Below are 23,072 nucleotides of genomic sequence, written 5' to 3' on the forward strand. Positions count from 1 at the left end.
CGATTCGCAAGGGAGCGCCGACAGATGAGCACGGAGACGAACACCGGAAACACCATCCGGCCCGGAGAGCAGACCCGGCCCGGGGACCAGACCCAGACCGCCGCCGACCTCGAGCGCAGCTGGAAGACCGACGCCCGCTGGAACGGCATCCAGCGCGACTACACCGCCGAGGACGTCATCGCCCTGCGGGGCCGGGTCGCCGAGGACGCGACCCTCGCCCGCCGAGGCGCCGAGCGGCTCTGGCAGCTCCTCCACACCGAGGAGTGGGTGCCGGCCCTCGGTGCCCTCACCGGCAACCAGGCCGTGCAGCAGGTGCGTGCCGGCCTCAAGGCCATCTACCTCTCGGGCTGGCAGGTCGCCGCCGACGCCAACCTCAGCGGCCAGACCTACCCCGACCAGAGCCTGTACCCGGCGAACTCGGTGCCTGCGGTCGTGCGGCGCATCAACAACGCCCTGCTGCGCGCCGACCAGATCGAGTTCGCGGAGGGGCTGCCCCAACGCGAGTGGATGGCGCCCATCGTCGCCGACGCCGAGGCCGGCTTCGGCGGCCCGCTCAACGCCTACGAACTCATGAAGTCCATGATCCAGGCCGGAGCCGCGGGCGTGCACTGGGAGGACCAGCTCGCCAGCGAGAAGAAGTGCGGGCACATGGGGGGCAAGGTGCTCATCCCGACCAGCCAGCACATCCGCACCCTCAACGCGGCCCGGCTCGCCGCCGACGTCGCCGGGGTGCCGACGGTCGTCATCGCCCGCACCGACTCGCTGGCCGCGAACCTCATCACGAGCGACGTCGACTCGCGCGACCAGCCGTTCCTCGACGGCACCCGCACGCCCGAGGGCTTCTACGGAACCACCCCCGGCATCGACACCGTCATCTCCCGCGGCCTCGCCTACGCCCCCTACGCCGACCTGCTCTGGGTCGAGTCGTCCGAGCCCGACATCGAGCTCGCCCGCCGCTTCGCCGAGGCGGTGCACGCGGAGCATCCCGGCAAGCTGCTCGCCTACAACTGCAGCCCCAGCTTCAACTGGAAGGCGAAGCTCACGGATGCGCAGATCGCGACGTTCCAGAGCGACCTGGCCGCGATGGGGTACGCCTTCCAGTTCATCACCCTCGCGGGCTTCCATGCTCTCAACCACTCCATGTACACGCTCGCCCGCGGCTACGGCGAGCGGCAGATGAGCGCCTACGTCGAGCTGCAGGAGGCCGAATTCGCCTCCGAGGCCGACGGCTACACCGCGACGCGACACCAGCGTGAGGTGGGCACCGGCTACTTCGACCGGATCGCCACGGCCCTGAACCCGACGAGCGCCACCCTCGCGCTCGTGGGTTCGACCGAGTCCGAGCAGTTCCACTAGACCGCCACCCCGACGACTCCGAAAGGCACCCACGACCATGTCCCACCCCATCCCCACCTCGATCACCGTGCACGCCGACACCGACACAAACGCAGGCACCGATCGCTTCGACGAGATCCTCACCCCCGAGGCCCTGCACTTCCTCACCCGCTTGCACGACCAGTTCGCGGGCCGCCGGCAGGAGCGCCTGAACGACCGGATGCTCCGCCGCAAGTCGGTCGAGAACGGCCGCGACCTGCGCTTCATCCCCGAGACCGCCGCCATCCGCGACGACCCGACCTGGCGGGTCGCGGGTGCCGGCCCCGGACTCGACGACCGCCGCGTCGAGATCACCGGCCCCACCGATCCGAAGATGACGATCAACGCCCTGAACTCCGGTGCAAACGCCTGGCTGGCCGACCTCGAAGACGCCACGAGCCCCACCTGGCCGAACGTGATCGGCGGGCAGCTCGCCCTGCACGACGCGATCCGCGGGAGGCTGTCGCATACGAGCGACGACGGCCGGCCGTACCGGGTCACAGCTCCGGCCGACGAGCAGCCGACGATCATCCTCCGGCCCCGCGGCTGGCACCTGGTCGAGAAGCACCTGCGCTACACCGACCGCGGCGGCTCCACCCGTGCGGCGAGCGCGAGCCTGGTCGACTTCGGGCTTTACCTCTTCCACAACGCCCACGCGCTGATCGAGGCCGGCCGCGGCCCCTACTTCTACCTGCCGAAGATCGAGAACCACCAGGAGGCCCGGCTCTGGGACGACGTCTTCACCTTCTCGGAGAACGCCCTCCGCCTGCCGCACGGCACGATCCGCGCGACCGTGCTGATCGAGACGATCACGGCGGCCTACGAGATGGACGAGATCCTCTACGAGCTCCGCGAGCACGCCGCGGGCCTCAACGCCGGGCGCTGGGACTACGTCTTCAGCCTGATCAAGACCTACCGTGAGCGTGGCGCGGGCTACCTCCTGCCCGACCGCGATCGCATCGCGATGACCCTGCCGTTCCTGCGGTCGTACACCGATCTGCTCGTGCAGACCTGCCACGCGCGGGGCGCATATGCCATCGGAGGCATGAGCGCGTTCATCCCGAACCGCCTCGACCCCGAGGCCACCGAGCGGGCGCTCGCGAAGGTCGCCGACGACAAGCGGCGCGAGGCCGGCGACGGGTTCGACGGCACCTGGGTCGCGCATCCGGATCTCATCCCCACCGCCCGCGCCGAGTTCGACGCGGTCCTCGCGGGACGCCCCAATCAGCTCGAGAGGCGACGAGCCGAGGTGCAGGTCTCTGCCGCCGACCTCGTCGACCTCACGGGTATCGACCGCACGGTGACGGATGCGGGGGTGCGGTCGAACGTCTCGGTCGCCCTCCGCTACATCGAGAGCTGGCTGCGGGGGACCGGGGCCGCAGCGATCGACGGCCTGATGGAGGATGCGGCGACCGCCGAGATCGCGCGCTCGCAGCTCTGGCAGTGGATCCACCTCGGGGTGACCACGGCCGAGGGCACGCGGATCACCCGCGACCACGTGGGCGAGGTACTGCACGAGGTCGTGCGGAGCCTGCCCCACCGCTCGCTCGCCGACCGCTTCGACGACGCCGAGGACGTGCTCCGCCGCGTCGCCCTCGAGGACGAGTTCCCCACCTTCCTCACCATCCCCGCCTACGCCCACTACCTCGCCGACGACGCCCGCACCCCCGCCCGCCACCCCCAGGGCCTAGCCGCCTAGCCGCAACCGCGCTTGCGGCGCCGACCCTCGTTTCGCCTCGATTCACCGGCCGAGACGAGGGTCGGTTGCGCTAGAATTCTGTACATGGCCACCATCCCCGTCGCAGAAGCCCGCGCGAACTTCTCCAAGATTGTGGAGTCGGCCGCCACCACCCACGAGCGCTTCGAGGTCACCCGCAACGGGAGTCGGGCCGTGGTGATCCTCGGAGCCGACGACTACGACGTCCTGCTCGAGACCATCGACATCCTCGCCGACTCCGACACCCTCGATGCGATCCGGGAGGGGCTCCGCGATCTAGAGTCCGGCGACGTCGTCGACGCCGATGACGTGCGCCAGGCCATGGTCGAGGCGCGGCGGCTCGGCGAGGAGCGGCGTTCCGGCGGCGCGCCCGCAACTCCCGCGGAGTGACCGAGCAGTACGAGGTGCGCTTCACCCGCTCGGCGAAGCGTGCCCTGACCGAGAGACTCCCCGAGTCGGTGGCGGCTGCCGCGTTCGAGTTCATCATGGGTGCCCTCCGCGACAACCCGAAGCGCGTGGGCAAGCAGCTCGACGAGCCGCTCTTCCCGCTCTATTCCGCCCGGCGCGGTGAGTACCGCATCCTCTATCGCGTCGAAGACGGTCGCCTGATCATCGAGGTGGTCTCCGTGATCCACCGCCGGGACGCCTACCGCACCTGAGCCGGGCGGGAGCCGGGGTCGGCGAAGGCCTGCCGCTCTCGCCATAATGGTGTGCATGGACCCGGTCGGAACCATCGTGTGGATCGTCTCGTTCGTGGCGGTCACGGTCGCCGTCTCCGGGCTCGCGGGGCGGGCGGGGGTCTCGGCCCCGATCGTGCTCGTGATCGTCGGGGCGGTCGTGTCGTTCATCCCGGGCGTGCCCACCATCGAGGTCGAGCCCGACCTCATCCTGTACGGGCTGCTGCCGCCCCTGCTCTACGCGGCGGCCATCCGCACCTCGTTCGCCGACGTCCGGGCCCGGCGCGACGGCATCCTGCTGCTCTCGGTGGGGCTGGTCGCATTCACCGTCGTCACCGTCGGGCTCACCGCCTGGCTCGTCGTCCCGGCGATCTCGCTCGCGGCCGCGTTCGCGTTCGGCGCGGTCGTCGCGCCGACGGATGCGGTGGCCGTCACCGCGATCGCCGGCCGCCTCAAGCTTCCCCGGCGGCTCGTCACCGTGCTCGAGGGCGAGAGTCTCCTCAACGACGCCACCGCTCTGGTCGCCCTGAACGCCGCCATCGCCGCGATCATCGGCGCCTCGAACCCGAACGCCCAGCCGCTGACGCCGTGGAACATCATCCTCGAGTTCGTCATCGCGATCGTCGTCGGTGTGGGGTTCGGCTTCGTCGTCGGGTTCGTGCAGGCCATGATCCGCAAGCGCCTGCACTCGCCGGTGCTCGACACCAGCCTGTCGCTGATCACCCCGTTCGTGGCCTTCATCCCAGCCCAGCTGCTGCACGGCTCGGGGGTTCTCGCCGTGGTCGTCGCCGGTCTCTACCTCGGCTTCCGCGCCCCGGTCATCCAGACCGCCGAGGCCCGCATCGCCGAGTCGCTCAACTGGCGCACGATCCAGTTCCTGCTCGAGAACGCGGTGTTCCTGTTCATCGGGCTGAGCCTGTTCTCGATCCTGCAGGGGATGATGATCGGCGGCGAGAGCATCGGCCAGACGATCCTGATCTGCGTCGTCATCCTGTTCGCGATCTTCCTCTCCCGCTTCGCCTGGATGATGCTCACCACCTCGATCTACCGGTTCGGCCCGCAATGGCTGCGCAACCGCGGGTGGAGCTGGCGCAACGGCATCGCGGTCTCGTTCGCCGGTATCCGCGGGGTGGTGACCCTGGCCGCCGTGTTCCTGCTGCCTCCGGAGACGCCCGGCCGCTCCTTCCTGCAGTTCCTCGCCTTCGTGGTCGTGGTCGGAACGCTGCTCGGCGGCGCCCTGCTGCCCTTCGTCATCCGTCGCCTGCGGCTCCCGCCCCCTGACTTCTCCCAGGAGCAGACCGAGGTGCACCTGCTCATGGCCGAGGCCCAGAACATCGGGCTCGAGAAGCTCGAGGCCGAGGTGACGGATGCGATCGACCAGCGCGTCGTCGACCGCCTGCGCATCAACGCCACCTTCTTGAGCGACTCGCTCGAGAACCCCGGCCCCGAGGGCGCCGAGCCGCCCTACAAGGCCTACGCGCGCCTTCGCCGCATCATGATCGCGGCCGAGCGGGATGCGGTGCTCACCGCCCGCTCGGAGGGCCGCTACCAGGAACGCGCGGTCAAGGCCGTGCTGGCGAAGATCGACGTCGAGGAGACCGAGCTGAACCTCGGGCGGCCGCGCGCGGAGTAGGCGCAGCGACCGCGCCCGGAGGCCGAGCGCAGGCACGGGCGCGGACGCGGGTGCCGCGGCTCAGCGCACCTGGCTCGTCGTGATCACCCTGGTCCACGGCCCCGCCGGGACATCGCCGTCGTCGACGAAGCGCCACGAGACCCCGGCCTGCTCGCCGTTCAGCTCCTCGAAGCCGAGGCAGCCGACGACCGCGGGGGAGACATCCATTCCGGCCCCGCCGTAGCGCGCGTTCAGTGGCCGGGCATCGTCGGCGCCGAAGACGTACTCGGCGTCGTCGTACTCGCCCGGCCCCGCATCCTCGATCTGCGCGTAGCAGGTGGCCCCGCCGTAGCTGATCGCGACCCACCGGTTCTTCAGGTAGCTGAATCCGTTGTCGCCCTGGTGGGACACGTAGGGTTCCTGACCCGCCCAGGGCACGACGGAGTCGCGTCGCGCGAAAGCTCGCGGGTCGTTGATGTCGTCGAAGGGCAGGTCGAGGTAGAACGGGTTCTCGAGCGGGGTGATCGCGGTCGGGAAGTAGTCGTTGCCCGCGGTGCGGGGCTCGGTCTCGCAGCCGCCGCCCGTGATCTGCCCGTCGCAGCCGCCGTAGTGCTCCTGCCAGAGCGAGTCGAAGGTCGAGAGCACCTGGCTGCCGTCGGAGGCCGAGGGGTCGAAGATCTCGCCGACCCAGAACGTCGTCGCCACGATGCCGGTGTGCTCGGGATACCCGCCGCCGGACGGGGCACCCGGGGTGCCCGGGGTCGGGGTGGACCCGGCGACCGTTCCCGAGCATCCGGCCAGGTTCATGCAGATGGGGAACGCCGAGCACGCGGCCAGGGCTCCGCCCGCGAGGCCGAGCACGGCCGCCGCGGCGAGGCCCCGCCGGAGGGGGGTCCGGCGGGGCGGATGAGGGAGCGGCCGGCGTCGGGTCATCCGGCCGCTCCGGTCGTGGGCGGAGTCACGGTGTCCGTCGTGCCCTTCGGGGCATCCGTTCCGCTGTTCGAGTGCACCTCGACGGGCCCGGCGACCTTCGGCGCCACGGCGGGCGCCGGGAGGGCTGCCACCGTCGGAGCCGGGGCTCCGACCGAGTCGTAAAGCGAGTAGTCGTCGGTCTCGAGCGTGCCGTTGCCGAACACGTTCAGGCCGAAACTGATTCCGGTGTAGCCGGCCGGGATCGCCGCGGTCGTGAACACCGCCTCGGAGAACACCGGGTTCGCGGCGAACCACGGGCTCGAGGTCCAGTACTGCCAGACCCCGGCCGTCGTGCGCAGGTAGATCGCGAACTGGGTCGGCACGGTCGAGGTGTACCAGGCCCGCATCGAGTACGTGTGCCCGGTGACGACCGTCGGGGTGCAGGCGCCGAGGTCGAAGGCGGGCAGCAGCTTCGCATCGCCGTCGACGTAGTTCGACACGGTGACGTAGCCGGCCACGGACCCGGTGCGGGCCGGGGACTTCGTGGTGATGACGGGGGTGTTCGAGCCGTAGCCGCCGGTCATCCAGCAGCTCGGCATCCCGTTGACGCCCGCCGTCTCGAGGCTCGGGTTGACCACGGCGTTCACGCCCGGGCCGGCCGGAGCCGTCACGGGTCCGGCGACCGCGGGCTTCACCGTGCCGCCGACGACCTGGCCGACGGTCTTCACCACCGTGTTGTTCGACGCCGCCCGCGGGGCCAGCCAGGTGAGGAACTGGCTGAACACGGTCGGCGTGACGTTGAGGTCGCAGCCGGATGCGCAGACGTTGTGGAAGGTGAGCGGCACCCAGCCCCCGGTCTTCTCGGCGTTCGTCACCGAGGCCTTGAGGTCGGCCAGGGTCCACGTGTTGTCGACCTGGTCGAGCGCCTTGAGGTAGAACGGCTTCGACGGCGGGATCGACTCGGTGTAGCTGCAGTCGGTGCAGCCGAAGCGGCTGCGGAGGTCGCCGAGCATCCTGGCGCTGTTGTAGCCGCAGTTCTTGGCGGCGGTCTCGTTGGCGGGCACGCTGCTGGCGAAGGGGTAGGCGAAGCTCGTGACGGTGTAGCCCCAGCTCATCAGGGTGCTGCGGTCGTTGCAGATCTGGCGGCTGACCTCGGTGGCGGGGAGGGTCGCGAGATCCGGGTGGTTGACCGTGTGCCCGCCGATCTCGTGGCCGGAGGCCTTCAGGGCGTCGAGGCCGGCGCGGGTGAAGTAGCCGTTAGCGCCGACGAAGCCGGAGACGATGTAGAACGTGCCCTTCATGCCCTTGGCGTTCATCAGGTCGGCGGCCGCCTGCTGGTTGGCGTTGCCGTCGTCGAAGGTGAGGCTGATGACGGTCTGCGGCTTTGCCACGGCGGCGGGCGCAGCAGCGCCGGTTGCAGCACCCGGCACCGCGGCCGAAGCCGGCACCGCGCTCGTGAGCACCGGCCCGCTCAGGGCGGCGGTCGCGGCGAGGGCCGCCACCGCCACCCGGGCGAGGAGGGAACGGAAGGACATCGTCGTCCGGATCATCACGTCACTCCACCGTCACGGACTTCGCGAGATTGCGGGGCTTGTCCACGTCGCGCCCGAGGGAGAGCGCGAGGTCGCGGGCCAGCACCTGCAGCGGTACGACCGACTCCAGCGGTCCCCAGCGGTCCATGCCGCCGGGCATCGGGGTGCCGAGGCTGAGGCCGAGTGCCGGGATCGTGCTGCCGGCGCCGCCGATACGGATGACGCGGCCGCCGCGGGCCTCGACCTCCGAGATGTTGCTCTCGATCCGCGGGTCGCCCGAGTCGATCACGACGACGGGGGTGCCGAGCTCGATCAGCGCGAGCGGGCCGTGCTTGAGCTCGCCGGCCGGGTAGTGCTCGGCCCAGCGGTAGCTCAGCTCCTTGAGCTTCAGCGCGCCCTCGGCGGCGTAGACGACTCCCGAGCCGCGCCCGAGGAACAGGTAGCCGCTGGCGTCGTGCAGCGCGTCGATCAGCGGCGGGATGCGGTCGTGCGAGACCGCGATGGCGTGCGCCAGCAGGTCGGGCAGCCTCCGCAGGTCGTCGACGTGCAGCAGCGCGGTCTCCCGGCTCATCCGGCCGGTCGCGACGAGCGCGGAGAGCGCCATCGCCACTCCGCTGATCGCCTGGGCGACGAAGGTCTTGGTCGCGGCGACGCCGATCTCAGGGCCGGCCTGGCAGTCGAGCACCGAGTCCGCCGTGCGGGCGAGTGTCGAGTGGGCGGTGTTGGTGAGCGCGAGCAGCGACGACTCCGCGAGGTCGAGATCCTCGATCGCCCGCAGCACGTCGGCGGTCTCGCCGGACTGGCTGAGCGCGATCACGAGCGTGCCCGGCTCGAGCACGGTCTCCGAGGCCTCGCTCGCGATGATGGAGGAGACCGGCAGTCGGCCGAGGGCGCCGAACGCCGAGCCGACCACGCGGCCTGCATTCAGCGAGGTGCCGCAGCCGAGCACCGCGACGCGGCGGAAGTCGGGGATGCCGAGGCCGTCCCAGAGCGCGCCGTTCGCGATCCCGGGAGCCAGCTGGTCGATGATCCGGGCCGCCGTCTCGGGCTGCTCGGCGATCTCCTTGCCCATGAAGTCGGGGTGGCCGTCGAGGTCACGGACCACGGCGGTCCACGACGAGCGTACGAAGGGCGGGGGAGTGGCGGGCTGCCCGTCACGGGTCCAGATCAGCTCGTCGGCGAGCTCGACGACGTCGCCGTCGCGCATGGCCTGGAAGCCGTCGACCCGGGAACCGATCGCCTGCACGTCGCTCGCCGCGAAGACCCCGGAGGGCGAGCTGGCGACCAGGAGCGGCGACCGGTGCGTGGCGGCGACCAGCCGGCCGGTGTCCGCATCCAGGGCGACGATCGCCCAGGAGCCGGTGAGCCGGGCGATCGTCGCCTCGACGGCGGCCCGCAGGTCTCCGGATTCGCGGAGCTCCTCCTCCACGAGGTGGCTGATGACCTCGCTGTCGACCTGCGTGATCAGACGGTGGCCTCGGGCGGCGAGCTCGCGGCGCAGGGCCTCCGCGTTCTCGATGATGCCGTTGTGCACGATGCTCACGCGGCCCGAGCAGTCCAGGTGCGGATGCGCGTTGGTCTCGGTCACCGCACCGTGCGTCGCCCAGCGGGTGTGGCCGATCCCGGCTCCCGGCAGGGTTGCTCCCGACCAGCCGGCGAGCTTGTGCGAAAGCGACTCGACGCGCGCGATCGTGCGGGAGGTGGCGGTGATGCCGCCCGTGGTCCGTACGGTCACGCCGGCCGAGTCGTACCCGCGGTACTCCAGCAGGGCCAGCGCGCCGATCAGGAACGGGGCGACCGGGGCATCCGTCCGGCACGCCACGATGCCGCACATCAGGCGCTCCGGCCGTCGAGGATGACCTGGCGGCGGACGAACTGCGGCTCGCGCTCACGGCGCTCCCGGCTGTGCATCTCGCCGGCCACCCGGAGGATGATGTCGTCCAGGCGGGTCGCCGGGTCGAAGCCGACGAGCTCGGCGGCCTTGGTGTAGTCCGGCACCCGACGGCGCATGTCCTCGAAGCCGGCCGCGTAGGCCTCGCCGTAGCTGAGGTGGGTGACGTGGCTCGTGCTGCCGGTGACGTCGATGATCCGCTGCGCGAGCGAGTTGATCGAGACCTCCTCGGCGCCGCCGAGGTTGAAGGCCTGACCGGTGGCGCGCGGCTCGGCGATCAATCGGACCATCGCGGGCACCACGTCGCCGACGTACGAGAAGCAGCGGGTCTGCTCGCCGTCGCCGTACACGGTGAGCGGCTCGCCCCTGAGCGCCTGGCCCACGAGGTTGGGTACGACCATCCCGTAGCGGCCGGTCTGCCGCGGGCCCACGGTGTTGAAGGGCCGCACGATGGTCACGTCGAGGCCGTACTCGGTCCAGTAGGCGTGGGCGAAGGCCTCGTCGATGCCCTTGGCGGCGGCGTAGGTCCAGCGCGACTTGAGCGGCGAGCCGAGGATGCGGTCGGATTCCTCGGTCAGCTTGTCCGAGGCGTTCTTGCCGTAGATCTCGCTGGTCGAGACCAGCAGCAGCGAGGCCCCCGTGGCGACGCAGGCGTCGAGCACGTTCTCGGTGCCGTGGATGTTCGTGCGGAGGCTCGACAGCGGCTGCTCCACGATGAGCTTGACGCCGACGGCGGCGGCGAGGTGGAAGACGCGGTCGGCGCCGCGCACGGTGGCGAGCACCTTCTCGCGGTCGAGCACCGAGCCGTGTTCGATCGTCAGCCGGGGATCGTCGAGCGAGCCCATCAGGTTGCGGGGAGCACCGGTCGACATGTCGTCGAGGACGACGACCTCGTCTCCCTGCTCGAGAAGGTGTTCTACGAGGTGGCTGCCGATGAAGCCGGCTCCACCGGTGATTACGGTACGCATGTCATTCAGTCCTGTTCACTCATCGAGGTCTGGGTAAGGGGTGGTGGTCGGGGGTCAGAGGATCGAGCGCTGCGGGATGTCGGTCCCGCGGTAGGTGGTGTCGAGCACCAGCTGGTGCGACTGGATCCAGTCGACGTCGCTGTCGGTGTGCCGGGTGTGCAGCACGACGAGGGCGGCGCCGAAGGCGGCCGGATCCTCGAGGTTGCGGAGCACCGCGCCGCTCGGCAGCGTGATCGTGTCGAAATGCGCGTCGGTGAAGGCGACGGTCGCCCCCCGCGCCACCAGGCGGTCGAGGATCTCGAGCGCCGGCGACTCGCGGAGGTCGGCGACGTCGGGCTTGTAGGAGACGCCGACGACCAGCACGCGGGTGCCGTGCATCCCGAGGCCGGAGCCGGAGAGCACCTCCTGCACGCGGTCGACGACCCGGGTGGGCCGCGCCGCGATCTCGGTCATGGCCTGGGTGATCATCGGGGCCGAGACCCGGTTCTCGCGCAGCTGCCAGAGCAGGTAGTGCGGGTCGCACGGGATGCAGTGACCGCCGACGCCGGGGCCGGGCAGGAACGCCATGAAGCCGTAGGGCTTCGTCGAGGCGGCGTCGACGACGTCGGCGATGTTCAGATCGAGCGTCTTGCAGATGTCGGCGAACTCGTTGGCCAGGGCGATGTTGACAGCGCGAAACGTATTCTCCAAGAGTTTGGTCATCTCGGCCGCGGCCAGCGAGCGCACGCGGTGCACGCGTCCGACGTAGCGCAGCAGCAGGCGCGAGGCCTCCTCCTCGCACTCGGGGGTGGCGCCGCCGACGACGCGCGGCACTTCCTCGTGGTCGAACGAGGCGTTGCCCGGGTCGATCCGCTCGGCGCTGAAGGCGACGAAGACGTCCTGGCCGACGGTCATCCCGCGGGCCATCAGGGGCGTGACCAGCAGGTCGTCGGTGCATCCGACGTAGGTGGTCGAGGTGAGCATCAGGATCTGGCCGGGCATCACGTGATCGAGCACCATGGCGCAGGCGGCGCGGAGGATCGACAGATCGGGCACCAGGTGGTCGTCGACCGGCGTGGGCACGCAGACGATCACGGCGGCGGCGCGGCGGAGGTCGTCGGGGTCGCTCGTCAGCACGAAACCGGGGTCGTCCAGAGCGGTCGACAGACGGGCACGGTCGCTGTCGAGCAGGTCGGCCTGGCCCGCCTCGATGATGTCGATGCGGCGCTGCGAGACGTCGAGCCCGAGCACACGGGTGTGGGCTCCGTGGTAGGCCAGCGCGGTGGGAAGGCCCACGTAGCCCAGGCCCACGATGGCGACGTCGAACTCGAAGCCGGCCGCCTGGGCCGCCTCGGCGGCGGTGGGCGTCCGCTCGATCGACGCGGGATCGGCGTCGGCGTCGCGGCCGCGCCTCCAGTCCTCGTCGATGTGCGTACGGGTGATGCTCTCGAATGTGGTCACGGCGTTCTCCCTCGGATGTCCGGTGCCGATTGGCAGTCAGAAAGACGGTGTCGCCGGCTGCGGGATGAACGAGTGGGTGTCCCCGGGTGAGGCCTCGTTCATCCCGGCGCCGGATGACGCGGTCGGGTCGGGTTGAGAGATGAGCGGATGTTCGGACTCTTGCCCCCGGACACACTGTCGCCGTCGCCGGAGAGCGAAATCAATCGGATCCGGGAGTCGTGCGGTTTCCCACGCCGGGTTCGCGTGGGGCTGCGGGAGCGCGCTCCGGGGTGCGGTTTCCCGCAGCCATCGTGCGGGTGGTCCAGGGGCCGTCGTCGCCTAGCGTGGGCGAGGAACACCGAGTGAGTGGGGAGGGGACCATGCTGTCCTTCGTGATCGTGGTGATCCTCGTCTTCGGGGTCAACACACTGCTGTGGACGACCGCGGGCGGCCTGCGCGTCATCGCCGCCTGGGTGGCGAGACTGCGGTCGACGCCCGAGCGGGATGAGGCGCGCCGCGAGGCCACGCCCGGCCGCGACCGCGTCGCCATCCTGATCGCCGCGCACAACGAGGAGTTCGTGATCGGCCACACCCTGGAGGCGCTCGAAGGGGTCGGCGACGACATCGCCGTCTTCCTCGTCTCGGACGGGTCGAGCGACGCCACGGCCGACATCGCCCGCAGCCACGGCGCCACCGTGCTCGAGCTCAACCCGAACCGGGGCAAGGCCGGCGCGATCGTCGAGGCGGTCAAGCACTTCGAGATCGCCGACCGCTTCGAGGTGCTGCTGCTGCTGGATGCGGACACGCGGCTGAGCAAGGACTACTTCGACACCGGCCTCGGCGAGTTCGCCGACCCGGGCATCGTGGCCGTCGCCGGCCGCGCATCCACGCTCTTCAACCCGCGCTCGCCGACGCGGATCGGCCGCATCCTGGTGGCCTACCGCGAACGCGTCTACATCGCGATGCAGTACCTGTTCAAGTTCGGGCAGGCCTCGAAGCACGCCAACGTCGTGCCGATCGTGCCGGGGTTCGCGAGCATGTACCGCACCCGCATCCTGGCCGACATCGACATCGCAGCCCCCGGTCTCAAGATCGAGGACTACAACATGACCTTCGAGCTGCACGCCAAGAAGCTCGGGCGCATCTCGTTCCATCCGCACGTGGCCATCGCGCTGACGCAGGATCCGGACACCTTCGCGGACTACGCCAAGCAGGTCGAGCGCTGGAACACCGGGTTCTGGCAGACCGTCGTGCGGCACCGCTTCCGGTTCCGCCTGTTCTGGTTCGTGCTCACGCTCTTCATCGTCGAGCTCGTGATGGCGAGCGTCGTGCTGATCTCCCTCGTGCCCTCGATCGTGCTCTCGCTCTACGCCTCCGCGGTCGTCGCGCTCGGCTGGGATCCGACCGGCACCGCCGCGGAGATCACGACGCTGCTGCCGCCGCTCGCGCTGGTGCTCGGCGTGGTGCTGCCGGACTACCTGCTGACGCTGATGGCGGCCGTTGTCGCGCGCCGGCCGGTGTACCTGCTCTACGGCCTCTGCTTCCCGATCCTGCGAGTGATCGACGCGGTGCTCTGCGCGATGGCGCTCGCCGTGGCGCTCACGGGCCGCACGAGCGGCACCTGGACGAGCCCCTCCCGCCGCGCCATCCGCTCGGAGCCCGGCGGGGCCGAGGTGACCGTCACGGAGGGCAGCGTGCCCAAGGAGGCCGTCCCGGCGGTCAGCTGACGGAGGTCAGTTCAGCAGGGACGCCAGGTGGGAGCGGGAGCGTGCCCCGACCTTGCGGTAGATGTGGGTCAGGCGGAGCTCGACCGTGCGGAGCGACAGGTACAGCTCGCTCGCGATCTCGCGGTTGCGGAACCCGCGGCTGACCATCTGGGCGACCTCGCGCTCCTCGGCCGTGAGCATCGCGAGCACGGCGCTCGCCTCCGCCGGCGCCCGCGGCACGTCGGGCGCATCCGTCCGCCGGGCCCAGCGCACGGCGCCGCTGCGCTCGAAGGCGGTCACGGCATCCGCGATCGCGCGGTCGGCGGCCTTGGCGTCGCCCTGCCGGGCCAGCCACTCGCCCTGGGCGAGGAGGGTGCGACCCCGGTCGTAGCCGAGCGAGTCGGTCGGTGCGCGGCGCACGGCCTCCTCGAACAGGGCTCCGGCGAGGTCGTCCGGTGCCACCAGGGCGCGGGATCGGGCGACCGCCAGGTCGAGCCACTGCGTGGGCCGGCGCACCAGCTGATCCTCGAGGCGGCGCAGCACGCCTTCGGCGTCCCGCGGCCGGCCCGCGGTCATCAGGGCTTCGACGAGATCGGCGGAGTGCCGGATCATCGCGGGGTTGCGCGGGCCCGCCCCACCCGTCGCCACGTCGGCCTGCTGCAGCAACCGGACGGCCTCCTCGGGCTCGCGCGCGAGGAGCGCGTCGGCTCCCTGGAGGGTGAACAGCATCGCCAGCACCGCGCTGTGGTGCTCGGCCGAGGCGCGTGCGAGGCAGTCCTTCGCGTAGCCCACCGCATCCTCGGAGCGGTCGCCCGACGAGGAGTACCAGTAGAGCGCGAGCGCGCGGGTCGAGCGGTTGATGACCGACTCGACGGGCTCGGCCATCCACTCCTCGACCGCGATCCGGGCGCGGTGGAAGTCCTGCGCGCGCATCTCGTTGATGTACGCCATCTGGCGGGCCCACTCGTTGGCGAGCCGGTGATGGGAGTGCCGGCGGAAGATGATCGTGTACACGCGCCTCGCCTGGCCGTACCGCTCGCGGTAGCTGAGCGTCTCGCCGAAGGTGACGAGCGAGTACACCGAGAGCCGTTGCAGGTCGTCGGCGCTCAGCCGATCGGTGCTGAGCCCCGGATCCGGCACGCCCTCGATCGCATCGAGCAGGGCGCCGGCCTCGTCGTGGGCGAAGATCGTGGAGGCTCCGGTGCGGGGGGCGAACCGCGCGCCGAGGGCATGGCCGCGCCGCGCCTCGTCGAGCTCCCAGCGGGAGCTGCGGAAGAAGGCGGCCCGGGAGAGCAGGGTCACGGCGCCGGCCGGGTCGTCGTCGCCGTACAGGCTCACCGCCGCGTCGACCTCGCCGGGAGTGATGGACTGGGAGCGCTCGAAGTCGATCGTGATCCGCTCGGCCGCGAGGGCCATGTTGAGCGAGGCGGAGGCCGGCGGGAAGCGTACGAACTTGAGGTAGCGGGCCGCGAGATCCAGCTCGGCCTGCGCGGTCAGCGCCCGAACGAGCCGGAGCACCCCGTCGTGGTGCCCGGTGAGGTCGGCCGCGAGCAGCAGCGCGCGGTCGGCCAGCTCGACGGCCGTGGCCGGGTCGCCGTCGGCGACGAAGCCGGCAGCCGCCTCGAGCAGCGGATCGGTGGAGGGCTCCCCGGCCACGTCGAAGCTCTCGTGCCAGATGCAGAGCCGGGGGTCGGCCTCGCCGACGGCGCGCGCGAGTTCGAGGTGCCGTTCGCGGCGGAGTCGCGGCCTCATCTCCCAGTACAGCGAGGAGCGGAGGAGCGGTTCGTCCAGTCGCACCGACTGACCACGGGCGACGGCGAGCCCGGCGTAGAGGATCTCCTCGAGGGCGTCCGCGTCGTCCGGTCCGCCGAGCAGCGCCGTGAGCGGCATGATCGGTGCCAGGGCGATGCTCTGCAGCAGCCGCCGCTGGTTCTCCGGCACGGTGGTCAGGCGCTCGGCGGCGGCGGCCTTGAGTGCGTCGTGGGGTCGGGCCGGCAGCACGAGCGGCTCGAGTCCGGCTGCCTGCTCGTGGCTCAGCGAGCGGGCCGCGTCGATCATCACGAGCGGATTGCCGTCGCCCTGGGAGGCCAGGATGCGGAGAGTTCCGGCATCCGCCCCGGCGCCGAGCTCGGAGGAGAGCAGCTCGGCCGACTCCTCGATGCCGAAGCGCGGGATCTCCCGCTGCGCGAAACCGGCGAGCGGGCTGTCGGGGGTGAGCGGCGCTGCGGATGCGACGAAGCGGAGGCCGGTGCCGGCGAGACGCCCGGCCATGAAGCCGATGAGGGTCTGGCTCTCGGCATCCATGCGGTCGAGGTCGTCGATGAACACCATCAGCGGGTCGAGGTTGAGCCCGCGCAGCAGGGAGAGGAGGTCGCGCGCGGCGGCGAACATGAACTGCGGCTCGGTGGATCGGAGGGTGAATCGCCCGCTGAACTCCACCGCCCGCGAATCGTCGATCGAGGCGAAGATGGTCGAGAACCCGGAGAGCGGCCAGGCCGCCTCGGCGGGGTTCGCGCGGAGCAGCACCGACTGCGCGCGCAGCCGGTTGTGGGCCACCTCCAGCAGGCGGGACTTCCCCATCCCGAGCTCACCGGTGAACACTGTCGCCGTCTCGGCCGGGGACGCGGCGGCATGCTCGATGTACTCGAGCTCGTCGGTACGAGCCACAAACGTCATCACGGCTCCTTCCCGTCGGGTCGGGGAACCAGCCGCCGCGGATCGCTCGGGTGAAGCGAGGCGGGTCTGGTCAGGACCGCGCCGTCTGCGCAGCGGCGGCACGCGAGGTGCGCCGATAACGGGTACCTGATGTTTACCCCAGGCCCCCGGTGTTCACAACCCCTGAACTGGGGGACTGTGGTGAATCCTCAGCATCGTCGGATGCCCGGAAGCGCTCTCTCACGAACGCCCGGTGCTCCCGAGCCCCCTCCGTCAGGAGCGTTCGGCGAGGAATCCCTCGACGAAGGCCGCCGTGTCCTGCCAGCCCTCGACCGCGCGGGTCGGCACGCCGAGCGCCTTGACGGGGTAGTCGTTGCCACCCTCGTCGAGGCGGTCACCGACGAAGAGCATGTCGGCGAGCGGGATGCCGGTGAGCTCGGCGAGCCGGTTCATCCCGTACGCCTTGTCGATGCCCTTGCGGGTGATGTCGACCGAGGTCGACCCGCCCGAGCGCACCTCGAGGTCGGGCAGCAGGGCGGCGACGGCCGCACGGAGCGACTCCTTCTTCTCGCCCGTCGGGTCCCAGGCCGACTTCGCGTCGACGGGGGCCGCCTGGCCGAGTGCGGAGAAGGTGATCTGCGATTCGCGGTCCTCGAGCACGGGGCCCCAGGTGTCGGTCTCCCAGAGGCCGAGCTTCTTGGCCTCGTCGGCGAGCGCCGTGAGCGCCCGCTCCTTCTCGTCGTCGGTGAGGGTCTCGGCGTAGACCTGCACCCAGGTGTCGGCCTCGTAGCGGTAGTACTGGGTGCCGCAGGTCGGCATCAGGTGCAGGCGCTCGAGCTGGGCCTCACCGGTGGTCGGCAGGTTGGCGATGAGCTGCGACTGGAACTGGCCGAACTGGCCGCCCGAGATGACGCAGACCGGTACGACGTCGAGCAGTCGCACGAGGAGTTCGGCCATGCGGGGATCCAGCGGCGCCTTCGAGGGCGCGAGCGTGTCGTCGAGATCGAAGGCGACCAGGCGGACGTTCGTCGTCAAAGGGGGTTCTCCTCGTGTGCGATGGGGTGCGATGGTTCGGCGGATGAGCCGGGAGGGCCCGCGGATGCGGGTGCACCGCCCTAGATTGTGTCAGATGAACCCGATGACCTCATCGCCCCAGGCCAGGCGCACCGCTGCGTCGGGGTCGTCGACGATCTGCTCCTCGTGTCCGATCACCAGGGTGGAGCGCGTGTCCTCCTCGTAGACGGGCCACGACCCGGGGTCGCCGCCGGTCGCGAAGGCGAGCCAGTGCGCCTGCATCGAGGCGCTCACCCGCTCGGCCTCCGGGAGGCCGCCCAGGTCGAAGCTCGGATCCTTCTTGTTGACGCCGAGCGTGCCGAACACGTAGGCGATCTCGGTGCCGTGCGTGGCGCCGAGGCCGAGCATCTTGAGCATCGGCGTCGAGTGGTCGAACCGGTACATCCAGGTCGCAGCGCGCCGGCTGTGCGCCGAGGCGAGCCAGATCGATGGCATCCGGAACCCGGCGTCGCGCGCGAGCTCGGCCGGCGTGGTGCGCTTCGGGAACTCGGGGTACGCGGCCTCGATGCGGGCCTCGGCGGCGGCGACCTCCGGATGCTCCGCGGCCAGTTCGGCGAACATGGTGTGCACCGAGGCGCCCGTGATGGGCATCAGCGGCGACTTCATCATGCGGAACAGCGTCGCCTCGTCGTGGTTCGTGCCGATGATCAGGGGGATCGGCAGCTGGGTGCCCGCGCGGTAGGCGTCGAGCGGATGCACGGGGACGACGTCGCCGTCGACCACGGGGGCGATCGCGAGGGAGCCCGGGGCGTCGCCGGCGACGGCGGCCACGAGCTCGAAGGCCGCGGCCGAGAGCCGCTCCGGCGACACCCGGCGGAGTTGGGCCGGGTCGTCGGGCGAGACGCCGAGGAGGTCGAGGAAGCGGTGCGACACCGCGGCGGCCCGCACCTCGTCGTAGACCGAGGTCGCGGGGGAGCTCTCGGCGATCGCGCGGTGGAAGAGCCCCTCGGCCAGGGGCGAGGTGAGCAGCGTGGTCACGCAACCGCCTCCGGCGGATTCGCCGAAGACGGTGACGTTACCGGGGTCGCCCCCGAACGCGGCGATGCTGTCCTTGACCCACCGCAGGGCGAGCAGGATGTCGCGGAGGCCGAGGTTGGTGTCGAACGGCTCCTCCTCGGTCGCGAAGGCCGAGAAGTCGAGGAAGCCGAGGGCGCCGAGCCGGTAGTTGACGCTGACGAACACGACGTCGCCGCGCTCGATCAGGTGCACGGGGTCGTAGAGCGTGGGGGCGCTGCAGCCGGCGACGTAGGCGCCGCCGTGGATCCAGACCATCACGGGGCGGAGGCCATCCATCCCGTCGTCGCCCTCGAACTCGTAGTCGTCGGCACCGGAGTCGGCTCCGCCGTAGGCGGGATCGGTGTCGGCCTCGGTGTCCTTCGCGAAGACGTTGAGCGTGAGGCAGTCCTCGGACTGCACGATGCCGTCCGGCAGGGGCATCGCCTTGCCCTCGTGCTGCGGCGCGGCCGGGCCGAAGGCCTGAGCGCTGCGCACCCCGTCCCAGGGCTCGGGCGGCCGGGGGCTCCGGAAGCGCAGGGGTCCGACGGGGGCCGCTCCGTAGGGGATGCCGCGCCACGAGCGGATCCCCTTGACGACGCTGCCGCGGACGGCGCCCGACGGTGTCTCGACGATGAGGGGATCGGCCGCGACACGGTTCATGTGGCCACTGTAGCGATCGGAGGCATCAGCGCGGGGGTGATTGTCCGAGGCATCCGCCGGGGGCTGACGAGAGGGGTTGAATAGGGGAGTGAATACCGAGCTGATCGACCGACTCCGCGACGACCTGACCGCGGCCCGGTACCGCGTCGACGCGCTCGACGCCCTCTGGGGCGGCGCCGCTGCCTCCGCGCTCTTCCGGGGCCGCACGCTCCCGGCCGTGCGGGCGCTGGCCCGCCGCCGGGCCACCGGTGCCACGGTCACGCCGGTCGAGACCCTGGGTGCGCTCTTCGTGCTCGGCGAGACCGTGGGCCGTCACGAGCTCGACGCGGCCCTGCCCGCGCTCGGCTCGCTCGGCGCCGAGGAGCTCGGGCTGGTCGGGCCCGAGGACGACGGGCTGCGTGCCCGCCTCGACCTCCGCCCCTACAGCTTCGTCGACGGGCAGGGGGCCGGCAGCTGGTGGATCCTGTCCGACCTCGGCGAGACCGCGCTCGGCCGGGCCCTCGACCAGGACCACGTGCTCGGCGTCGGCGGCGCCTCGAACACGCTGAGCGGCCTGATGATCACCGAGCCCGCCGACTCGGTGCTCGATCTCGGCACCGGATGCGGCATCCAGGCCATGCACGCCACCCGCTTCGCCCGGCGTGTGGTCGCGACCGACATCTCGCGCCGGGCGCTCGCCATGGCGGCGCTGAACGCGCGGCTGAACGGGATCGACTCGATCGAGTTCCGCCACGGCTCGCTGTTCGAGCCCGTCGCGGGGGAGCGGTTCGACCGGATCGTCTCCAACCCGCCGTTCGTGATCACCCCGAGGGTCGAGGGCGTGCCGCAGTACGAGTACCGCGATGGCGGGCTGATCGGCGACGCGCTGGTGGAGAGCGTCGTGCGCCAGGCATCCGAGCACCTCACGCCGGGCGGCATCGCGCAACTGCTCGGCAACTGGGAGTACCGGGTGGCGGGCGACGCCGTGCACGGCGGGCTCGACCGGGTGCGGGGGTGGGTCGAGTCCGGGGCGGGCGCGGGCGCCGGTGCCCATGAAGTGCTCGACGCCTGGGTGATCGAGCGCGAGCGGCAGGATGCGCCCACCTACGCCGAGACCTGGATCCGTGACGGCGGCACCCGCCCGGGTTCACCCGAGTTCGAGGCCCTCTACGCGGCCTGGCTCGACGACTTCGAGCGACGCGGAGTGTCCGAGGTCGGTTTCGGCTACATCCTTCTGCGGCGACCGCCGGGCGACGGGCCGCGCGTCCCGCTCGCGCGCTACGAGCACGTCGACTCGGCGCTCGGCGACAACCCGGTGGGGCTCGGCGACCACCTGGCGACGAGCCTGGCCGGGCACGACTGGCAAGAGGCGCGGGATGACGCGGAGCTCGAGCGCGCCCTGCTCCTGCACGCGCCCGACGTCACCGAGGAGCGGCACTACTGGCCCGGCCACGACGACCCCGTGGTCATGACGCTGCGGCAGGGCGGCGGGCTCGGGCGGAGCGTTCCGCTCGACACGGGGCTGGCGGCCTTCGTGGGCGCCTGCGACGGCGACCTGTCGGCCGGGGCGATCATCGCGGCGATCGCCCAGGTGCTGGAGGTCGACGAGGCGGCGTTGCGCGCGGAACTCGTGCCGCGCATCCGCTCGCTGCTGGACGACGGGTTCCTGCTGCCGGCCTGAACTGCTGCTGGTCGCCGCCGCCCGCCGCCCCTAGAGTTGCGCCATGCGACGGCGCATCGAGTGCGAGGTCTGCGTGGTCGGCGGCGGGCCCGCCGGGATCATGCTGGGTTACCTCCTCGCGCGCTCGGGCATCGACGTGGTCGTGCTCGAGAAGCACGGCGACTTCCTGCGCGATTTCCGGGGCGACACCATCCATCCGTCGACGCTGTCGCTGCTCGGGCAGCTCGGGCTGCGCGAGGCGTTCCTCAGGCTGCCGCACACGGAGGTGCGGACGATCGACTTCGTGGTCGACGGCGTGCGGATCCACGCGGTCGACTTCTCGCGGCTGCCGGCGCCGGACGACTTCCTCAGCACGATGCCGCAGTGGGACTTCCTCGACTTCCTGGCCGGTCAGGGGCGGGCGCTGCCGTCGTACCGGCTCCTGATGTCCACGGCCGCCACGGGGGTGCTTCGCGAGGGGGCCGCCGTCGCGGGCGTCACGGCGGTCGGCCCCGAGGGCGAGCTGGAGATCGTCGCGGGGCTCACTGTCGCCGCCGACGGGCGCTCATCGACCGTGCGGGCTGCGACCGGGCTCCGACCGCGCGAGTACGGCGTGGGGATCGACGTGCTCTGGTTCCCGCTGCCGTCGCCGGAACGCCGGCCGCCCTCGACCATCGCCTACGTCGAGGGCGACTCCTTCGTGCTGACGATCGACCGCCGCGACCACTACCAGGCCGGAATGGTCATCGCGAAGGGCGGAGCGGCGGCGCTCGAGGCCGAGGGCATCGAGGCCTTCCGCACGCGGCTCGCCCGCACCGCCCGCCCGTTCGCGCCGGTCGTCGACGCGCTGCGCTCGTGGGACGAGGTGAAGCTCCTGGCGGTGCAGGTCTCCCGGCTCGAGCGCTGGCACCTCCCCGGGCTCCTCTGCATCGGCGACGCGGCCCACGCGATGTCGCCGGCGTTCGGGGTGGGGGTCAACTACGCGATCCAGGATGCAGTGGCCACCGCCAACCTGCTGACCGCGTCGCTGCGGGCCGGCCACGGCGCCCCGGAGGAGCTGCTCGCGGCCGTGCAGCGCCGGCGGCTGCCCCCGGTGCGGGCGATGCAGGCCCTGCAGCTGAGGCTGCACCGTACGATCGCGACGCCGGAGCGGAAGCCGCTGCTGGCCGATCCGCCGACCGCGCTGCAGCGGGCCGGCCTCAACCTCACCGTCCCGGTCATCCGGGCGCTCGCTCCCCGGCTGATCGGGCGGGGCTTCCGCCCGGAAACGATCAGCGAGGCCGTGCTGGGCGCTCAGTGACGGGGGTCAGCTGATGCACGGGCTCAGTGACGTCGGCGCTCAGTGATCTGCCAGTCGCCGCGGCGAGACTGGACTCCAGCGACGGCGCATCGGGCGCCCTGAGATCGGAGCGATCACCATGGGATTCCTCGACCGACTCCTCGGCCGGGACGAGCCGCAGCAGGCCGTGCCCGCCCCCGCACCGGCGCCAGCGCGCCCGGCATCCGCTCAGCCCGCGTCCCCGTCCGCGGCCCCTTCCGCGAACGGTCAGCCCGCGCGCAGCGAGGACGAGATCGCGGTCGAGCGCTACCGGTACCTCCTGCGCACCGCGCCTCCCGAGACGATCGAGCAGGTGCACGAGGAGGCCTTCACGAAGCTGACCCCGGACCAGCGGCGCATCCTGTTCACCCAGCTCAGCGAGAACGCGCCCGCCGGCGAGCAGCCCCGCGGCGACGACCCGCGCTCGCTCGCACAGGCCGCGACGCGCTCGGAGCTGCGCCAGCCCGGCACGATGGAGCGTTCGTTCGCCGGGGCCGGCCGCGCCGGCGGCGGTGGCGGGATGGGCTTCGGCGGCATGGTCGCCTCGTCGCTCCTCGGCACCGTGGCCGGCTACGTGATCGGCTCGGCGCTCGTCAGCGCGTTCCTGCCCGACCCGGGAGCCGACCAGGCCGGGGCCGATCAGAACGGCGACCAGAACGCTGCCGACCAGAACGGCGATCAGAACGGCGCCGACCAGAACGGTGACCAGAACGGCGGCGACCAGGGCGGTGACCCGGGGGCAGATGCAGGCGGCGACGGCAGTGTCGACGCCTCCGGTGCCGACGGCGGCGGCGACTGGTCCGGCGGCGGTGGCGACTTCGGTGGCGGAGGAGACTTCGGCGGCGGGGGCGGCGACTTCGGCGGCGGCGACTTCGGCGGCGGCTTCGACTTCTGACGGGCGCCCGTCAGGGGCGCGGTCATC

General features: G+C 71.5%; 17 protein-coding genes. 9 read left to right on the plus strand and 8 right to left on the minus strand.

Annotated features, from left to right (window positions below; all coding sequences use genetic code 11):
* Positions 1 to 24 precede the first annotated feature (24 nt).
* From aceA to HSO01S_RS13735, 5 genes are all read left to right on the plus strand, one after another.
* Positions 25 to 1,356 carry an isocitrate lyase gene (aceA, locus tag HSO01S_RS13715; protein WP_066042423.1) on the plus strand — a complete coding sequence of 444 codons (1,332 nt, stop codon included), beginning with the start codon at positions 25 to 27 and terminating at the stop codon, positions 1,354 to 1,356.
* A gap of 37 nt (positions 1,357 to 1,393) precedes the next feature.
* Positions 1,394 to 3,073, plus strand: a complete 1,680-nt coding sequence (gene aceB, locus HSO01S_RS13720) for a malate synthase A (RefSeq protein ID WP_066042426.1) — start codon at positions 1,394 to 1,396, stop codon at positions 3,071 to 3,073.
* A gap of 84 nt (positions 3,074 to 3,157) precedes the next feature.
* Entirely contained in the window at positions 3,158 to 3,481 is a 324-nt protein-coding gene (locus HSO01S_RS13725) for a type II toxin-antitoxin system Phd/YefM family antitoxin (RefSeq protein ID WP_218003816.1), read from the plus strand.
* Positions 3,478 to 3,750 carry a type II toxin-antitoxin system RelE family toxin gene (locus HSO01S_RS13730; protein WP_066042429.1) on the plus strand — a complete coding sequence of 91 codons (273 nt, stop codon included), beginning with the start codon at positions 3,478 to 3,480 and terminating at the stop codon, positions 3,748 to 3,750. The genes HSO01S_RS13725 and HSO01S_RS13730 overlap by 4 nt, the downstream gene beginning before the upstream one ends.
* A gap of 55 nt (positions 3,751 to 3,805) precedes the next feature.
* The gene (locus tag HSO01S_RS13735) at positions 3,806 to 5,401 is read left to right on the plus strand and encodes a cation:proton antiporter (protein WP_245636011.1); all 1,596 of its coding nucleotides are present in this window, start codon (positions 3,806 to 3,808) and stop codon (positions 5,399 to 5,401) included.
* Between the two features lie 60 nt (positions 5,402 to 5,461).
* Here the strand turns inward: HSO01S_RS13735 and HSO01S_RS13740 are convergent, their stop codons facing one another.
* The 5 genes from HSO01S_RS13740 to HSO01S_RS13760 are packed head-to-tail and all read right to left on the minus strand — an operon-like array spanning position 5,462 to position 12,123.
* Positions 5,462 to 6,313 (minus strand): hypothetical protein, encoded by an 852-nt coding sequence (locus HSO01S_RS13740; protein ID WP_066042438.1) that lies wholly within the window; start codon positions 6,311 to 6,313, stop codon positions 5,462 to 5,464.
* Positions 6,310 to 7,827 (minus strand): polysaccharide deacetylase family protein, encoded by a 1,518-nt coding sequence (locus tag HSO01S_RS13745; protein ID WP_169799989.1) that lies wholly within the window; start codon positions 7,825 to 7,827, stop codon positions 6,310 to 6,312. The genes HSO01S_RS13740 and HSO01S_RS13745 overlap by 4 nt, the downstream gene beginning before the upstream one ends.
* A gap of 19 nt (positions 7,828 to 7,846) precedes the next feature.
* Positions 7,847 to 9,658 (minus strand): glutamine--fructose-6-phosphate transaminase (isomerizing), encoded by a 1,812-nt coding sequence (glmS, locus tag HSO01S_RS13750; RefSeq protein ID WP_066042443.1) that lies wholly within the window; start codon positions 9,656 to 9,658, stop codon positions 7,847 to 7,849.
* Positions 9,658 to 10,683, minus strand: a complete 1,026-nt coding sequence (locus HSO01S_RS13755; RefSeq protein WP_066042446.1) for an NAD-dependent epimerase/dehydratase family protein — start codon at positions 10,681 to 10,683, stop codon at positions 9,658 to 9,660. Before HSO01S_RS13755 ends, glmS begins: the two co-directional genes overlap by 1 nt.
* Before the next feature lie 54 nt (positions 10,684 to 10,737).
* The gene (locus HSO01S_RS13760; protein ID WP_218003817.1) at positions 10,738 to 12,123 is read right to left on the minus strand and encodes a nucleotide sugar dehydrogenase; all 1,386 of its coding nucleotides are present in this window, start codon (positions 12,121 to 12,123) and stop codon (positions 10,738 to 10,740) included.
* A 359-nt stretch (positions 12,124 to 12,482) separates the two neighbouring features.
* Here HSO01S_RS13760 and HSO01S_RS13765 point away from each other — a divergent pair, with 359 nt between their 5' ends.
* On the plus strand, positions 12,483 to 13,829 hold the full coding sequence (locus tag HSO01S_RS13765) for a glycosyltransferase family 2 protein (RefSeq protein WP_066042449.1): 1,347 nt from the start codon (positions 12,483 to 12,485) through the stop codon (positions 13,827 to 13,829).
* Between the two features lie 6 nt (positions 13,830 to 13,835).
* Here the strand turns inward: HSO01S_RS13765 and HSO01S_RS13770 are convergent, their stop codons facing one another.
* The 3 genes from HSO01S_RS13770 to HSO01S_RS13780 form a co-directional block, all read right to left on the minus strand.
* Positions 13,836 to 16,484, minus strand: coding sequence for a helix-turn-helix transcriptional regulator (locus HSO01S_RS13770; protein ID WP_084361683.1), 2,649 nt, complete (start codon positions 16,482 to 16,484; stop codon positions 13,836 to 13,838).
* 252 nt (positions 16,485 to 16,736) lie between these two features.
* A complete protein-coding gene (locus HSO01S_RS13775) occupies positions 16,737 to 17,498 on the minus strand; it encodes an HAD-IIB family hydrolase (RefSeq protein WP_066042455.1) in 762 nt (253 codons plus the stop codon).
* A 90-nt stretch (positions 17,499 to 17,588) separates the two neighbouring features.
* Positions 17,589 to 19,193: a carboxylesterase/lipase family protein gene (locus HSO01S_RS13780; protein ID WP_066042459.1), complete on the minus strand. Its 1,605-nt coding sequence runs from the start codon at positions 19,191 to 19,193 to the stop codon at positions 17,589 to 17,591.
* A gap of 88 nt (positions 19,194 to 19,281) precedes the next feature.
* Between HSO01S_RS13780 and HSO01S_RS13785 the strand changes: the two genes are divergently transcribed.
* From HSO01S_RS13785 to HSO01S_RS13795, 3 genes are all read left to right on the plus strand, one after another.
* Entirely contained in the window at positions 19,282 to 20,853 is a 1,572-nt protein-coding gene (locus HSO01S_RS13785) for a DUF7059 domain-containing protein (protein ID WP_245636012.1), read from the plus strand.
* A gap of 43 nt (positions 20,854 to 20,896) precedes the next feature.
* Entirely contained in the window at positions 20,897 to 22,132 is a 1,236-nt protein-coding gene (locus tag HSO01S_RS13790; RefSeq protein ID WP_066042467.1) for an FAD-dependent oxidoreductase, read from the plus strand.
* Positions 22,133 to 22,250: 118 nt separating this feature from the next.
* Positions 22,251 to 23,045, plus strand: coding sequence for a hypothetical protein (locus HSO01S_RS13795; RefSeq protein ID WP_066042469.1), 795 nt, complete (start codon positions 22,251 to 22,253; stop codon positions 23,043 to 23,045).
* Positions 23,046 to 23,072: the final 27 nt, after the last annotated feature.

Origin of the sequence: Herbiconiux solani NBRC 106740 (assembly GCF_001571005.1) — a bacterium.
GTDB classification, from domain to species: Bacteria; Actinomycetota; Actinomycetes; order Actinomycetales; family Microbacteriaceae; genus Herbiconiux; species Herbiconiux solani.

Bases quoted from the DNA above. Each gene is read 5' to 3' on its own strand.
- HSO01S_RS13745 (WP_169799989.1), bottom strand. From the start codon at position 7,827: ATGTCCTTCCGTTCCCTCCTCGCCCGGGTGGCGGTGGCGGCCCTCGCC.
- HSO01S_RS13755 (WP_066042446.1), bottom strand. From the start codon at position 10,683: ATGCGTACCGTAATCACCGGTGGAGCCGGCTTCATCGGCAGCCACCTC.
- HSO01S_RS13795 (WP_066042469.1), top strand. From the start codon at position 22,251: ATGGGATTCCTCGACCGACTCCTCGGCCGGGACGAGCCGCAGCAGGCC.
- HSO01S_RS13740 (WP_066042438.1), bottom strand. From the start codon at position 6,313: ATGACCCGACGCCGGCCGCTCCCTCATCCGCCCCGCCGGACCCCCCTC.
- HSO01S_RS13765 (WP_066042449.1), top strand. From the start codon at position 12,483: ATGCTGTCCTTCGTGATCGTGGTGATCCTCGTCTTCGGGGTCAACACA.
- HSO01S_RS13770 (WP_084361683.1), bottom strand. From the start codon at position 16,484: ATGACGTTTGTGGCTCGTACCGACGAGCTCGAGTACATCGAGCATGCC.
- aceA (WP_066042423.1), top strand. From the start codon at position 25: ATGAGCACGGAGACGAACACCGGAAACACCATCCGGCCCGGAGAGCAG.
- HSO01S_RS13735 (WP_245636011.1), top strand. From the start codon at position 3,806: ATGGACCCGGTCGGAACCATCGTGTGGATCGTCTCGTTCGTGGCGGTC.
- HSO01S_RS13725 (WP_218003816.1), top strand. From the start codon at position 3,158: ATGGCCACCATCCCCGTCGCAGAAGCCCGCGCGAACTTCTCCAAGATT.
- aceB (WP_066042426.1), top strand. From the start codon at position 1,394: ATGTCCCACCCCATCCCCACCTCGATCACCGTGCACGCCGACACCGAC.
- HSO01S_RS13780 (WP_066042459.1), bottom strand. From the start codon at position 19,193: ATGAACCGTGTCGCGGCCGATCCCCTCATCGTCGAGACACCGTCGGGC.
- glmS (WP_066042443.1), bottom strand. From the start codon at position 9,658: ATGTGCGGCATCGTGGCGTGCCGGACGGATGCCCCGGTCGCCCCGTTC.
- HSO01S_RS13790 (WP_066042467.1), top strand. From the start codon at position 20,897: ATGCGACGGCGCATCGAGTGCGAGGTCTGCGTGGTCGGCGGCGGGCCC.